This is a genomic window from Massilia mucilaginosa (assembly GCF_011682145.1).
GTDB lineage: Bacteria > Pseudomonadota > Gammaproteobacteria > Burkholderiales > Burkholderiaceae_D > Telluria_A > Telluria_A mucilaginosa.
In genome coordinates this window covers 34,342-48,010 of sequence record NZ_WHJH01000015.1, presented here as the reverse complement: position 1 = coordinate 48,010, position 13,669 = coordinate 34,342, and the positions used below count along the sequence as shown (strand labels likewise).

13 protein-coding genes and 2 tRNA genes are annotated in these 13,669 nt (G+C 63.5%); 5 read left to right on the top strand and 10 right to left on the bottom strand.

Features of this window, described 5'->3' with window-relative positions:
- Positions 1-40 precede the first annotated feature (40 nt).
- From F2P45_RS14605 to F2P45_RS14590, 4 genes are all read left to right on the top strand, one after another.
- Positions 41-772 carry a hypothetical protein gene (locus F2P45_RS14605; RefSeq protein ID WP_166876202.1) on the top strand — a complete coding sequence of 244 codons (732 nt, stop codon included), beginning with the start codon at positions 41-43 and terminating at the stop codon, positions 770-772.
- Complete coding sequence (locus F2P45_RS14600; protein WP_166876199.1) at positions 769-1,308, top strand: PIN domain-containing protein; 540 nt, start codon at positions 769-771, stop codon at positions 1,306-1,308. The genes F2P45_RS14605 and F2P45_RS14600 overlap by 4 nt, the downstream gene beginning before the upstream one ends.
- Complete coding sequence (locus F2P45_RS14595; protein ID WP_166876196.1) at positions 1,305-1,586, top strand: hypothetical protein; 282 nt, start codon at positions 1,305-1,307, stop codon at positions 1,584-1,586. Before F2P45_RS14600 ends, F2P45_RS14595 begins: the two co-directional genes overlap by 4 nt.
- Positions 1,587-1,757: 171 nt before the next feature.
- On the top strand, positions 1,758-2,402 hold the full coding sequence (locus F2P45_RS14590) for a hypothetical protein (RefSeq protein ID WP_166876193.1): 645 nt from the start codon (positions 1,758-1,760) through the stop codon (positions 2,400-2,402).
- A 45-nt stretch (positions 2,403-2,447) separates the two neighbouring features.
- On the opposite strand, the gene F2P45_RS14585 is transcribed toward F2P45_RS14590, so the two are convergent.
- Positions 2,448-2,521: transfer RNA gene (locus tag F2P45_RS14585), tRNA-Gly, on the bottom strand.
- A gap of 89 nt (positions 2,522-2,610) precedes the next feature.
- Positions 2,611-2,686 (bottom strand) — tRNA-Arg (locus F2P45_RS14580).
- A gap of 286 nt (positions 2,687-2,972) precedes the next feature.
- On the opposite strand from F2P45_RS14580, the gene F2P45_RS14575 reads away from it, so the two are divergent.
- Positions 2,973-4,100, top strand: coding sequence for a hypothetical protein (locus tag F2P45_RS14575; RefSeq protein WP_166876191.1), 1,128 nt, complete (start codon positions 2,973-2,975; stop codon positions 4,098-4,100).
- 25 nt (positions 4,101-4,125) lie between these two features.
- On the opposite strand, the gene F2P45_RS14570 is transcribed toward F2P45_RS14575, so the two are convergent.
- The 8 genes from F2P45_RS14570 to F2P45_RS14535 form a co-directional block, all read right to left on the bottom strand.
- The gene (locus F2P45_RS14570) at positions 4,126-5,607 is read right to left on the bottom strand and encodes a UdgX family uracil-DNA binding protein (RefSeq protein WP_166876188.1); all 1,482 of its coding nucleotides are present in this window, start codon (positions 5,605-5,607) and stop codon (positions 4,126-4,128) included.
- Positions 5,583-6,815, bottom strand: coding sequence for a putative DNA modification/repair radical SAM protein (locus tag F2P45_RS14565; RefSeq protein ID WP_166876185.1), 1,233 nt, complete (start codon positions 6,813-6,815; stop codon positions 5,583-5,585). Before F2P45_RS14565 ends, F2P45_RS14570 begins: the two co-directional genes overlap by 25 nt.
- Positions 6,816-6,905: 90 nt before the next feature.
- Positions 6,906-9,140 carry a putative bifunctional diguanylate cyclase/phosphodiesterase gene (locus F2P45_RS14560; protein WP_166876182.1) on the bottom strand — a complete coding sequence of 745 codons (2,235 nt, stop codon included), beginning with the start codon at positions 9,138-9,140 and terminating at the stop codon, positions 6,906-6,908.
- Positions 9,141-9,470: 330 nt separating this feature from the next.
- Positions 9,471-10,751 (bottom strand): multidrug effflux MFS transporter, encoded by a 1,281-nt coding sequence (locus tag F2P45_RS14555; protein WP_166876179.1) that lies wholly within the window; start codon positions 10,749-10,751, stop codon positions 9,471-9,473.
- Between the two features lie 2 nt (positions 10,752-10,753).
- Positions 10,754-11,956 carry a THUMP domain-containing class I SAM-dependent RNA methyltransferase gene (locus F2P45_RS14550; RefSeq protein WP_441295247.1) on the bottom strand — a complete coding sequence of 401 codons (1,203 nt, stop codon included), beginning with the start codon at positions 11,954-11,956 and terminating at the stop codon, positions 10,754-10,756.
- Between the two features lie 73 nt (positions 11,957-12,029).
- Complete coding sequence (locus F2P45_RS14545) at positions 12,030-12,629, bottom strand: 2-hydroxychromene-2-carboxylate isomerase (protein ID WP_166876176.1); 600 nt, start codon at positions 12,627-12,629, stop codon at positions 12,030-12,032.
- 10 nt (positions 12,630-12,639) lie between these two features.
- The gene (locus F2P45_RS14540; RefSeq protein ID WP_166876173.1) at positions 12,640-13,050 is read right to left on the bottom strand and encodes a CopD family protein; all 411 of its coding nucleotides are present in this window, start codon (positions 13,048-13,050) and stop codon (positions 12,640-12,642) included.
- Entirely contained in the window at positions 13,037-13,669 is a 633-nt protein-coding gene (locus F2P45_RS14535) for a hypothetical protein (RefSeq protein ID WP_166876170.1), read from the bottom strand. The genes F2P45_RS14540 and F2P45_RS14535 overlap by 14 nt, the downstream gene beginning before the upstream one ends.

Sequence of the window (13,669 nt, the reverse complement as noted above, 5' to 3'; positions counted from 1 at the left end):
GTGAAGAGTATGGCTATACTCGATGTAGGCGAGGAACTCCGTGGAAACTAAAGAAAAGATCACTTTCAGCATTGACAGCCGGACACCGGACACACTTCCGATGGCGCGGCTGGCGGAGTATTTATCCGCGCTGTCGGCCTTGTATGGAAGTGAAGACCACGTTCACTTTGATATGGTCGAAACAGGCAGCGCACTCCTGCAAGCGTGGGTGGATGAACCAGCCATGACAACGGTAATGAAGCAACTGTCGTCCGTCGACTCAGGCACGGCCACGGCCGCCATCGACAAGGCTTATTACAAGCTCGATTCCCTGCTGCGCGACGACAACGCGGTTGGGGCGGTGCATGTGCAGGGCGGCATCGTTCTTTCCTTTCCGGGGCGGAATCGAAAAATCGCGGAAGTCGTTTCGATCACCAAGGCGACGACTGTTGATGGCACGGTGATCAAGATTGGTGGTCGCGACGCGTCCATTCCGGTCACGCTGCAAGACCTCGAAGGTCAACTACTGCGATGCCAGATCCATGGCATCAGCAAAGCAAAAAATCTGTCGCGGCATTATCTGGAAGCACCAATCCGCGTTCATGGCAATGGTCGATGGACGCGCGCACAAGATGGAAAATGGAACTTGGAGCTGCTCGATATCGATAGCTGGGAAATACTCGATCCCAGCTCCCCTCAAGACGTGCTTGCTGTTCTTGCGTCCCCGGACAACGGTTGGGCTAAAATGGCTCATCCCCAAGCCGAATGGCGCAAACTGCGAGGACTCGATTGATCCTGTTCGATGCCAATGTCCTTGTTGAACTATCCCGACTGGAAACTTCGGAAACGAAGGAAGGGATTCAGGGTCTTGTCTCTGAACTGAGGCTGAGCAAAACAGTGATTGGCATCCCTGCCCCGGCGTGGGCCGAGTACCTGTGCGGCAGCGATGCCTCGGCCAGCATCTTGTCCACTGCATTTCGTTCGCGCAGCTATGTGCGGATTCTCCCCTTTGACGATATCGGTGCCTATGAGGCAGCGCTGATCCATCAGGAAATCGTCAGTGCGACAGGGAACAAGAAAGGCAGGTCTACCCATCCGTGGCAACAGGTAAAGATCGATCGGCAGATACTGGCGATCGCGCGTCAGTACCGCGTCAGCGCGATTTATACGAACGACGACAATATGATTGCCGACGCTGACGTCCTGAAGATCCCCTGCCTGCGCCCGCAAGACGTGCAACTCAAAGCAGTGCAATGGACGCTCGACCTGGAGGCCGCCGCCGACACTGCACAAGTACGCAACGAACCGGACCAGTCGGGTGGTCGATGAAGTCAGCCTGCATCAACGTGGGCGGATCGATGCTGGCGATCGTGCTGGTCGATTCGGCCGATACGCTGCCCGAGCGCGGACCGGCGCTGCTGGTGCGGCTGCAGCCGCATTTCCCGGCCTTGCCGATCATGCTGGTGTCGATCGAAGACAATGGTTTTCGCGCCTTCGCCACGTTCCAGACCAGCGAACTGCTGGCGCTGGTGCAGCTTGAACACGTGGCATTTGTCGAGATCGATATCGACGCGGCATCGTCGGATGCCGGTGAGTTGCCGTTTTAGCGCGCCGGGAATGGGGGGCCGGCAGGTGCGCGTACCGCCTCCAGCCGCGCGCCACCGTCACCGTCACCGTCACCGTCACCGTCACGATTGTTACTTTTTGGCATGATATCATGCTTAAATTGAGCAATATCTTTACATAAGCCCCTTACCAGCACTGCGCTCGTCCCACCCATGATGTTCAATCTCGAAGCAGCCGTCGTGCTCGGAATAATCGCCGCCTTGTTTTACGGTTTCTGCGCGCTTTTCCCGGCATTTTCTTACGTTGGCACGCCCTTCGTCCTGGCCGCCCTCACGCTCGGCATTGGCGGCGCGGCCGAGTTCTTTTTAGGAATGCAGCCAAGAGTCGGACTGGTCATGCCGGTCTGGGGCCTGGGCGTGGGTTTGTTTGCGCTCAATATCATGATTTCCTGGGGCCCGCTCCCCTTTTACGCGCTGCTGATCACCATCGCGCTGCTGTTTTACTGGCGCCGCGTGTCGGTTGAGAAAATGGCGTGGCGCGCAGCCCAGCGCGCGCTGCGCGACTACGAAGCCGACGACAAGCTCCCCTTGCAGGAGCGCGGCCAACTGATACGCAGCGCGCTCTTCTGCACCACCTGGACCAGGACCCGGCCGGAACATATCCTGCACAATCAAAACGCGATGATCTATTTACTCAGGGATCTGGGAGCGTGGCTCACGCCAGGCGAACGTTCGAGCATCGACGCGATGCTGGCCGCATTGGCGTCGCGCTATCGGCAGCGATACGTCAGGCAGGTGAAGGACTTCCTGGAACAAAAAGCCGAAAGCCATGGCATCGGGCAATTTCGCGCGAGCTGAGCAGGCAGGCTGATATGGGGACAGGTGCGCCAGGTGGTCATTTCCTGGAGCGGGTGAAGGGAATCGAACCCTCGTCGTAAGCTTGGGAAGCTTCTGCTCTACCATTGAGCTACACCCGCGTGCAACGCATTCTACGCTTGAATGACTGCTACCGACAAGTTTACCCCGCCGCAAAATGAAGAGGGCGGGAAACGCTGATTTTTCTTGCTGGTGCGGCTGGCGGGGATCGAACCCACAACCCTTGGCTTCGGAGGCCAATACTCTATCCATTGAGCTACAGCCGCATTCCTGGTCCGCTTCGGACGCTTGAACTACCTGAACGGTCGCAGGCATTATAAGCTCCCCGCCGCCCCGCGCCCAAGGGTTTTCGATCCATTCGCCATCTTGCCGCCCGATTCCCGGCCCGTGCGGCCGTCCGGCCCGGCGCCGGGCGGGTTTCGACGCCGGCAGCGCGTCACGCCAAAGAGCCGGTGAAGGCCTGCGACTTTGTCCGGCCACAAACTAGCGCCGATCACATGCATAGACAATGGGCCGCCGGGCTGCCGTCCGGCCCTTGCGAAGGAGCGCGACATGAACAGACGCTTTGCAACATTTCTCGACATGTCGCTGTGGATCAGCGCCCTGATGGCGCTCGTGTATCACGTGCGTTTCCTCATGTTCGTCGACTACGACGCGCTGCAGGCGCATTCCGGCATCGACCAGGTATTCTATTTCCTCACCGGACTCGGGCACGAATCCTTTGCCGTGTTTTTCGTAATCAACGGCATCTTTGTCGGCCTGTTCTTGCGCCACATGCCGGCGGCCCAGGGCGAGCGCGCCCTGCTCGCGCGCTGGTGGCGCTCGCACCTGGCGCTGTTGCCGGTGCTGGCACTGGGCGGCCTGCTCGACCTGGCCGGCGTGCATTTCCTCAACGGCTCGGGCCTGTACTCGGACTTTCCCGCCTTTAGCAGCGTCACCCTGAGCTGGACCACCTTTTACGCCAACCTGTTCATGCTGCAACCCGCCCTGGCGCCGACCTTCGGCAGCAACGGCATGCTGTATCTGTACGCCTACCTGTGGTGGTCATGCTGCCTGCTGGTCCTGCTGCGGCGCGCATGGCGCAGCCACGCGCCACGGCGGGTGGCTGCGGGCGCCGCGCTGCTGCTGGGCCTGGCGGTGTGGATGCCGCCGGCGTTCTGGCCCTGGCTGACGGTCTGGCTGCTGGGCGTGGCGGTCGGCCTGGGCGGACCGTGGCCGCGGCCCCTGCTCCATCCGCTGGCGGCCTGGGCCTTGCTGGCGGCGGCGATCCTGTTTTCGCGCCTGGCCGGCGCCCGCACCGACCTGCTGCCGGCGCCCTGGGGAGAGCTGCTGCTGCTGTGGAAGTACGTGATCGTCGGCATGGGATTTGCCGCCGTCGCCAGCGTGCTCTACCGTAGCCCGATGTCGGCAGCGGCGGCGCCTGGCGCGGCGCCTTCCTTCTTCGCCAGGCTCAATCGCCATCTGGCCGACAGCGCCAGCGTGGCCTTCCTGTTTCATTTTCCCTTGATGATGCTGCTCACCGCGATCGGCGCCGACCTGTTCGGCCACCGCCTGATGCAGCAGCCGGGGCCACTATGTTACGCGCTGGTGGGCACCATCGTCATGCTGTGTTATGCGGCAAGCCATGTGCTGGTACGCTGCATCGGCACCCGCGCCGGCGGCTTGCGGCCGACCGTATGAGGCCCATGAGCAAGCGCGCGCGGCGTCAGGCCAGCGCCACCGGCCCCGCCAGTGCGCGCGCCTGGCGCAAGCCGTCGACCAGCACGCCGAAGGCTTGCGCCTTCATGTCCTCGCCCGGCACGCGCAGGATGTAGGACGGGTGGTAGACCACCACCACCCAGCGCCCCTCGTGCATGAAGGGTTTGCCCAGCACCTCCTTGAGCGTGGCGTTCGGATTGCCCGTGACCGCCTTGAGCGCGGTGCTGCCGAGGGCGACGACGACCTCGGGCCGGACCTGCTCCAGCTCGCTACTGAGCCAGTAAGCGCAGGCGTCGACCTCGCGCTGGGCCGGGGTCTTGTGCATGCGGCGCTTGCCGCGCGGTTCCCACTTGAAATGTTTGACCGCATTGGTGAGGTAGATCGTGCGCCGGTCCAGCTCGGCCTTGGCCATGGCGCGGTCGAGCAGTTGGCCGGCCGGGCCCACAAACGGCAGCCCGGCCAGGTCTTCCTGGTCGCCCGGCTGCTCGCCCACCAGCATGATGCGCGCTTCCAGCGGGCCGGCCCCGCCCACGGCCTGGGTCGCGTGCTGCCACAGTTCGCAGCGGCGGCACTGGTCGAGCGTGCTGGGCGCGTCGCGCTGCGGCTGGGCCTTGTCGGCGCTGATGGGAATGACGGTGCCGCCGCGCTGCCCCACGCTGTGGGTTTGCCCCACCCTGCGCGCGCCGGCCGCCGCCTGCGACACCATCTCGGGCACGACCGCGCCTTCGGGCAGGTTCTTCCAGAAACGCGTGGGGATGTGTCCGTGCATCAGGTCGGCGTTAAGCCGGGCCGGATTGAAGATGCTGCGGTAGTAGGTAAGCCACAGGGCTTCGCCGGCGTCGTCGATGTCTTCGGGGCCGCGCATCAGCGGGCCGGTGCTGTGCAGGGTGGCGCCGTCCCACAGCACGCTGGCCTCGGGCATGGCGATCATCCAGCTGACCTTACCCATGCGGCTGGTGAAGTGGCGCGCCACCTGCGGCAGCACGTCGTGGGCCGGCTCGAACCAGGCCACGAAACGGGGCGGACCGGCGTCTTCGCGGCGCTCGCGGAAACGGATGTAGGCGTGCATGTCATGCTCCTCGCGGTGCACCGCCTTGACCATGGCGTGCAGGCGGGCGCCGTCTTCGTCGGCGGCCGAGAGCACGTCTTTTTCGCCCTGCTGCCAGCGCCACAGCACCAGGTACAGGAAGGCCCAGCGGTTCGGCACGCGGCAGCATGCCGCGCTTTGCAGCATGTCCATCAGCTGGCGCGGAATGCGCATGGTGGACTTGCTGTCTGCTTGGACCGCGCTTGCGGCCGGCGCTTGCGCGCCCTGCGAAAACAAATCGCCGTCGTCCTTGTGCGAAATCCATTGCACCGCATGGGGCGGTACTTTGTGCGCCAGCAGGTCGCGCGCGGCGTGGCGCCACTGTTCAAAAGAGTGGACCAGTACCGGACGCCCGGCCGCGGCCGACGCGGCCGCGCTTACGCCGCCTGCAATTGCGCCCATAGCTCCAGCTGCCGTGGTGAGTGCTCGGCCATCGAGCGGCGCAGGACCTCGGACGCGGTGGTGTCCGAGGCCGGGCGGTAGTCGGCCGTGACGATGAACGGGGCAATCTTTTTCATGCTGCAGCGCAGGCGCGTCAGGTCGGCGTAGCGGATGCGGCGCAGGCGGCGCAGATCCACCAGCCGCTTGGCGTTGCGCAGGCCGATGCCGGGCACGCGCGCGATCATCGCTTCTTCGGCCATGTTCAGGTCCATCGGGAAATGCTCGCGGTGCGCCAGCGCCCAGGCCAGCTTGGGATCGATGTCGAGCGCCAGGTTGCCGGCCGCCGGCAGCAGTTCGGCCGCATTGAAGCCGTAGCCGCGCATGAGAAAGTCGGCCTGGTACAGCCGGTGCTCGCGCTGCATGGGCGGCGGCGCCAGCGGCACGCTGTCGGGGCTTTGCGGGATCGGGCTGAAGGCCGAATAGTAGACGCGCTTGAGCTTGTAGCTGCCGTACAGGGTTTCGGCGGTGTTCAAGATGGTCTGGTCGTCGCTCGTATCGGCACCGACGATCATTTGCGTGCTCTGCCCGGCCGGCGCGAACTTGGGCGCGCGCGGTTCCTGGGCTTTTTCGTCGAGCTTGCGGCGGATCGCGCCCATGGCCAGCTTGATGGTGTGCACGCTCTTTTCGGGCGCCAGGCGCGTGATGCTGCCCTCGGTCGGCAGTTCGATGTTGACGCTGAGCCGGTCGGCGTACTTGCCGGCGGCGGCGATCAGGGCGGCGTCGGCGTCCGGGATGGTCTTGAGGTGGATATATCCACGGAAATTGTGGACTTCGCGCAACTGCCGCGCGATGGCGACCAGCTGTTCCATGGTGTAGTCGGCCGACTGGATGATGCCGGAACTGAGGAACAGGCCGTCGATGTAGTTGCGCAGGTAGAAGTCGACCGTCAGCTTGACCACTTCATCGACCGAAAAGCGCGCGCGCGGCACGTTGGAAGTGCGCCGGTTGACGCAATACTGGCAATCGTAGACGCAGAAATTGGTCAGCAGGATCTTGAGCAGGGACACGCAGCGCCCGTCCGGCGTGTAGCTGTGGCAAATGCCCATGCCGTTGGTGGCGCCGATGCCATCCTTGCCCTCGGACGAGCGCCTGGGCGCGCCGCTGCTGGCGCAGGAGGCGTCGTATTTGGCCGCGTCCGCGAGGATTTCGAGCTTGTCGGTCAGTTCCATGGGCCTGGTCTTTAACTGTATGTATATACAGTATGGTACACCATTCCCATGGCGGGGGCACGCGCCATGCGTGCGCTGTGCGCAACAGCGTCAGGCGCGTTTGGCCTGCGGCACGCTGGCGCGGCAGGCCGCCAGCTGCACTTCCTGTTCCTGCAGCACTTCGAGGAAGCTGCCCAGCGAAATCGGATGGTGGAACAGGTAGCCCTGCATGGTCAGGCAGCCGTTCGACTTGAGGTAGCGCGCCTGGACCTCGGTTTCCACGCCTTCGGCGATCAGGTGCAGGCCCAGGCCCCGCGCGATCGAAATGATCGCCAGGATGACCGGATAATGCCCCTGCTCGTCGTGGATTTCCTTCACAAACGACTGGTCGATCTTGATCGTGTGGATCGGGAAGCGGTGCAGGTAGGACAGCGAGGAGTAGCCGGTGCCGAAATCGTCGATCGCCACCGACACCCCCAGCTGGCACAGTTTGTTCAACTGCTCGATCGCGTACTGCGGATTGCGGATGCAGATGTTTTCGGTGATTTCGACTTCGATCTGGGCCGGCGAAATCCCGTAGCGCAGCAGCGCGCCGCGCATCTTCTCGAAAAAGTCGCCGCGGTCGAGGTATTGCGGCGACAGGTTCAATGACAGGCGAATCGCTTCGCCGCCGCTCTCGTTCCAGACCAGCATGTCGCGGCACAGGGCGCCCAGCATCCAGTCCGAAATCGGCAGCATCAGGCCATTGTCTTCGGCGAACGGCAGGAACTCGTTGGCGGTCAGCAGGCCGCGCTGCGGATGGTTCCAGCGCATCAGCCCTTCGGCGCCGATGATGCGGCCGGTGATCACGTCGATCTGCGGCTGGTAGTACATTTCCAGCTCGTTCTGCTCGAGCGCCTTGCGCAGGCTCTGTTCGAGCGCGATCTTCTGGTGCGACACGTCGAGCATCGAGTTGTGATAAAAGCTCTGGCCGTTCTTGCCCAGCGCCTTGACCTGGTACATGGCGATGTCGGCATGGCGCAGCAGCTCGTCGATCGACTCGCCGTCGCCCGGATAAATCGCAATGCCGATGCTGGCCGAAATATGCACCTGGTGCCCATCGAGGTCGAACGGCAGGTGCAGGCAGGCGAGGAATTTCTCGGCGATGGCCTTGGCTTCGGCGCGGCCGGCCAGTTCCGGCAGCACGATGGTAAATTCGTCGCCGCCCTGGCGCGCCAGGGTGTCGCCATCGCGCAGGCATTGCTTGAGGCGCAGCGCGACCTGCTGCAGCAGTTCGTCGCCCTTGACGTGGCCGAGCGTGTCGTTCACCAGCTTGAAGCGATCGAGGTCGATGAACATCACCGCCAGCTCGGTCATTTTGCGCTTGGCCTGGATGATGGCCAGGCCCAGGCGGTCCTTGAACAGCATGCGGTTCGGCAGGTCGGTCAGGATGTCGTGGTAAGCCTGGTACGAAATGACTTCTTCGGCGCGCTTGCGGTCGGTGATATCGCGGGCCACGCCGTAGGTGCCGTAGAACTCGAGCTTCTTGACGTCGTTGTCCGGCACATGCATGCCCATCGAATTGAGCGAGATGGTCATCAGGGTGGTGTTGAACTCGCGGTCCTGGCCGGCGCGCGGATGGCATTTCAGGCGCAGTTCGACATTGCGCGAAGCCCGTTCGTCGACGCGGCGCTCGTTGAAGGCGTAGCGCGCGCGCTCCAGGTCTTCGTCGTGCACCAGCACCGTGTAATGCTGGCCGATCAGGTCTTCGCGCGCAAAGCCGAGCAACTGGAAGGCGCGGTCGTTGACGAAGGTGAAGCGGCCCTCGTGATTGAGGGTGTAGATGATGTCGGGCGAACTGTCGACCAGGTAGCGGTACAGCTTTTCGGAGTTTTCCAGCTGCGAGGCGATGCGCTCGTTGTCCAGGGCCAGGCTGCGCTGCTGCAGCGCGTTGCCGACCGTCTTGAGCATCTCTTCGCGGCTGTAGGGCTTCCTCAGGTAATCGTAGGCGCCGCGCTTGAGGGCGCCGATGGCGGCCTCGATGCCGACGTCGCCGCTCATCACGATCACGTCGGCGTCGATCTCGCGCGCGTTGATGAAGTCCATGATTTCATGGCCGCTCATGTCGGGCAGGCGCAGGTCGAGCAGGACCAGGTCGAAGCGCCGCGCCGTCAGTTGCGCCAGCGCCTCGGCGCCGCTGCTGGCGGTGACCAGGTCGAAGCCGCGGTCGCGCAGCAGTTCGTGCAGGGCCGACAGCAGGCGCGGCTCGTCGTCGATCAGCAGGATGCGCGGCAGTGCATGCGCATCGGCCTCGCTGAAAGAGGCGTCATCGGTCTGCGACAGCGCGCTGGCGGGATTGTCGTTCATTGGAACCCTAAACGGAATCCATCGTCCGCATCCGCAACGCGCACTTGCCCGGCCGCTGCGGGAATCGGTGCTGCCAGGGCGCGCCTGGGCCGCTTGCGAAGATCGTTGTCCGAATGCTGCATGGTGTCGAAAACTGCCGCCAAATGGTCGATGGTTGGAGGTGGCGCGCAACGCGATGCGGCCACGACGAAAAGATCACACACCTGTCGCGCGCGAAGTATGGGCAGCGTGTCAGGTTTTAAAAACGGCTATCTTAGCATATATGCACGAATGTTGACCCGAGGAACGTTACTCAAAGCAAAACTTTTTATTGTCAAGGGTGGGCGCGGGTCACGCTCCCAGGGCCGCCGGACGCCTGCGGTGATACAGGCGCGAGGACACCCACAGGCCCAGCGCGCACAGGGCGAAGCCGACCTGGCCCATGGCCAGCCACAGCATCGAATGCGACAGGAACGGCGCGATCACGCCCGCCACCAGTGCGCCCAGCAGGGTCACGGCGAAGGACTGGCACGACGCGACCGTGCCGCGGATGTGCGGGAACAGGTCGAGCGCGAGCAGGGTGGCGCCGGGGGCGATCAGCGCCATGCCGAAGGTATAGAAAAACATCGGCGCCACGCTCCACGGCAGCGCCGCTGTAAAGACGCTGTGATACAACAGATTGGCGCAAGCGGCCGTGAGCAGGAAGCCGAAGCCGATGCCGATCTGGCGCGCGAAGCTCATTTTGCCGGCGATGCGGTTGGCCGTGAGCGCGCCCAGGAAGATCCCGGCCACCGAGGGGATGAACAGCCATCCGAATTGGTCGGGTCCGAGGCGCAGGTGCAGCGGCAGCGCCACCGGCGCGGCCGCGATGTACAAAAACAGGCCGGCGAAGTTGAGGGCGACGATGCCGGCCTTCATGTGGAACAGGGGCGAGCTGAAAATGGCGCTGTAGTTCTGCCACAGGTAGCGCGGATTGAAGGGCTGGCGTTTTTCCAGCGGCAGCGTTTCGGGCAGGCGCCGGTAGCAGTAGACGAACAGGATCACGCTGTAGGCCAGCAGCACCAGGAAGATGGTGCGCCAGTCGGCATACTTGACGATCCAGCCGCCCAGGATGGGTGCGATGGCCGGCGCGATCGTGAAGATCATCGTCACCAGCGAGAGCAGGCGCGCCGCCGGCGCATCGTCGTACAGGTCGCGGATGATGGCGCGTCCCACCACCACCCCGGCCCCGGCCGAGACGCCCTGCATGATCCGGAAGATCCACAGGTAATGCACCGAATGCGAGGCGGCGCAGCCGAAGGTGCCGATGGCGAACACCACCAGCGCGCACAGCACCACGTTGCGCCGTCCGAAGGCGTCGGCCAGCGCGCCATGCCACAGCACCATGCCGGCAAAGGCGAGCATGTAGGCGGTCAGGGTTTGCTGGACTTCGATCGGGGTGGCGCCCAGCGACGCCTGGATGTTGGGGAAGGCCGGCAGGTAGGCGTCGATCGAAAACGGTCCCAGCATCGACAGCCCGGCCAGCAGGGTCGCCAGGCCCACCATCCCGGGCACCGCGCGCCGCTTCACGGGCGCCAGGGGGACCGGTGTGACGGGGTCCGGCGGCAGGTCGGGCGGCGGGCTGGGGAACATGCTTACTCCGGTTTTGGCTTGGCTTCTTCGCGGCGGTTGTAGCCGGCCACCATGTCGAACCTGAACAGGCGGCATTCGAGCGCGCCGTTGAAGAATGGCGTCTTGCGCGCTTCTTTCAGGCGCAGCAGTTTCGGCAAGGTCAGGTCGGCGGTGAACAGGAACACGGTCCAGCCGGCGAAACGCTGCTTGAGCGTGGTGCCCAGCGCCGAGTAGAACGCGACCGACATGTCGTCCGCCGGGATGGTGCTGTCGCCGCGCACGCCGATCCGCTCGCCGTACGGCGGGTTGGTCAGCAGGATGCCCGGCTGCTCGGTCGGCGCTTTCACTTCCTGGGCCTCGATCTGCTTGAGCGGCACGTCGAACAGGATGCCGGCGATTTTCAGGTTATGGCGCGTCATGGCCACCATGTCGCCCGAGATGTCGCTGCCGAAAATGGTCGGTTCGCTCGGCAGCGGCAGCGGCTTGATCGCGTTCTTCATGTCCTGCCACGGGGCGGCCACGAAGTTGTGGAACTTCTCGAACGCGAAACGGCGGCGCGCGCCGGGCGGAATGCCCTGCACCATCTGGGCCGCTTCGATCAGGATGGTGCCCGAGCCGCACATCGGGTCGAACAGCACCGTGCCCGGTTTCCAGCCGGAGACGCGCAGCATGCCGGCGGCGAGGTTTTCGCGCAGCGGCGCATCGCCCGTTTCTTCACGCCAGCCGCGCTTGAACAGGGCTTCGCCGGAGGTGTCCAGGTAGACCGTGAAGTTGCGGTTGTCGAGAAAGCCCACGATGCGCATGTCCGGCTCGCGCGTGTTGACCGAGGGGCGCTTGTCGAACTGGTCGCGGAAGCGGTCGCAGATGGCGTCCTTGATTTTGAGCGTGGTGAATTCCAGGCTGCGCAGGGGCGACTTGACGGCGGTGACGTCGACCCGGATGGTGTGGTCGACGCTGAACCAGTCTTCCCATGGCTGGGCCAGGACCAGGTCGTAGATGTCGTTTTCGTTGGCGTAGCTGGCGTGCGCCATGCGCATCAGCACGCGCGAGGCGATGCGCGAGTGCAGGTTGATGCGGTAAGCGTCAGTCTGGTCGCCGGAGCAGTGCACGCCGCCGGGAACCTGGTTGTGCACCTTCATGGTGGTGCTGGTCAGGGCGATTTCGCCCAGTTCTTCGGCGAGCGCCGCTTCCATGCCGCGTGGGCATGGGCAGAAAAATGATGGCATGTGGTGAACCCTTTGTCCGTTGTAGAAAATCGTTTGTCGTTACTGTTTCATCGTTACTGCAAAATGCCCGTCGTCAGCTTAAGGCGCGCTCCACGAAGTCGAGCCGGTCCTGTCCCCAGAACCCCTCCCCGTCCACCACGTACCACGGCACACCGAACACGCTGGCGGCCATGGCTTCATCGGTGTTGCGCTCGTACTGCTCCTGCACGCCGGCCGTGGCCGCCGACTTGACCAGCATTTTTCCATCGAGGCCGCAGGCGCTGGCGATCTGCGCCAGGGTGTCCTCGTCCGAGATATTCCGGTCCTCGGCCCACAGCGCGCGCATGATCGCGCCGGTCAGCCCCAGCGCCGCCTCGGCGCCCAGGCTGGTGCGCGCGGCGATGATCAGGCGCGCCGCCGCTTCCGGCGGCACCGGAAAAAACGTCGGATGCGCAATCAGCGGCAAGCCCAGATGCTGCGACCAGCGCGCCAGTTCCTGCAGGCGGTAGGCCTGGCGCTGCGGCGCGCGCTTGGCCAGCGGCAGCCCGCCCGAGACGCTGAACACCTTGCCCAGGTCAAAAGGCTTGATGTCGATCAGCGCCCCGCGCGCCTGCGCCATGGCGACGAAGCGCTCGTGTCCGAGATACGCCCACGGCGACTGCGGCGCGAAAAAATACTGAACCACTTTACTCATGAAGCCCCCGTCAGAAGGGTTTGACCACGACCAGGATCACGATGGCGGTCAGGAGCAGCACCGGCACCTCGTTGAAATAGCGGAACCAGACGTGGCTTCGTTTGTTCGCGCCGCGTTCGAATTTTTTCAGCAGCGAGCCGCACGCGTGGTGGTAACCGATCACCAGCAGCACCAGCGCCAGCTTGACATGCATCCAGCCGCCCCGGAAGCCGTACCCGAGCCACAGCCAGACGCCCAGCAGCACCGCCGGCACGGCCAGCATGGTGGTAAAGCGCAGCAGCTTGCGCGCCATCAGCAGCAGGCGCGCAGTGGCCGCCGTGTCGCTCTCCTGCGCCAGGTTGACGAAAATGCGCGGCAGGTAAAACAGCCCGGCAAACCACGAGGCGATGAAGATGATGTGAAACGCTTTAATCCATAACATGAAGCAAAATACCTTTCATTGTTTCGGCGACGTCATTTTCGAACGCGTCGAATGCGGAGAGCCCGCGCAAGCCCGCGAACGACTCGGTGCGCTGAGTAATCAACGATCTCGCTTTTTCAGGCTGAAATTTGCCGAGTTTACGTCCCGATAGGCCGCTGGCCGCAGTTAGCGCCGTTAGGAGAACGTCCTTTGGATCAGGAATCGCCTCCCACTTTTTCCGGGCCGGGAGCGCAATCGCATGGCGTCCTGATGCATTTCCTGCTGCGAATCGAATAGCCGTCTCGTCACTCAGCAACCACGCTTCGGTCATTCGTACCGGAACTACCGGCACAAAAGGTACTTCGACGTCTCGCATTGCCGCGTCGATTTCGCCCAGTCTTAACTCACGCGGCATGGCCTCGGCATCTCGATGAACAAACAAAACATCGCACGGAAAGTTAGCAAGAGCGGCATTTACGCGAGCGTTTAGACCGTGTCCAATTTTTCCAAAATCCCGCGCAAATGAGGGGACTACGCGCACGCCAGGATAATGAAAATTGATGACCCAATTAATAATCGGCAGCAGTACTTCATCAGAAGTTCCGTCCGCCAGCAAAGTATAGCGTATGAGTGTTTTCAC

Bases quoted from the DNA above. Each gene is read 5' to 3' on its own strand.
- F2P45_RS14595 (WP_166876196.1), top strand. From the start codon at position 1,305: ATGAAGTCAGCCTGCATCAACGTGGGCGGATCGATGCTGGCGATCGTG.
- F2P45_RS14590 (WP_166876193.1), top strand. From the start codon at position 1,758: ATGATGTTCAATCTCGAAGCAGCCGTCGTGCTCGGAATAATCGCCGCC.
- F2P45_RS14575 (WP_166876191.1), top strand. From the start codon at position 2,973: ATGAACAGACGCTTTGCAACATTTCTCGACATGTCGCTGTGGATCAGC.
- F2P45_RS14570 (WP_166876188.1), bottom strand. From the start codon at position 5,607: ATGGGCGCAATTGCAGGCGGCGTAAGCGCGGCCGCGTCGGCCGCGGCC.
- F2P45_RS14565 (WP_166876185.1), bottom strand. From the start codon at position 6,815: ATGGAACTGACCGACAAGCTCGAAATCCTCGCGGACGCGGCCAAATAC.
- F2P45_RS14560 (WP_166876182.1), bottom strand. From the start codon at position 9,140: ATGAACGACAATCCCGCCAGCGCGCTGTCGCAGACCGATGACGCCTCT.
- F2P45_RS14555 (WP_166876179.1), bottom strand. From the start codon at position 10,751: ATGTTCCCCAGCCCGCCGCCCGACCTGCCGCCGGACCCCGTCACACCG.
- F2P45_RS14550 (WP_441295247.1), bottom strand. From the start codon at position 11,956: ATGCCATCATTTTTCTGCCCATGCCCACGCGGCATGGAAGCGGCGCTC.
- F2P45_RS14545 (WP_166876176.1), bottom strand. From the start codon at position 12,629: ATGAGTAAAGTGGTTCAGTATTTTTTCGCGCCGCAGTCGCCGTGGGCG.
- F2P45_RS14540 (WP_166876173.1), bottom strand. From the start codon at position 13,050: ATGTTATGGATTAAAGCGTTTCACATCATCTTCATCGCCTCGTGGTTT.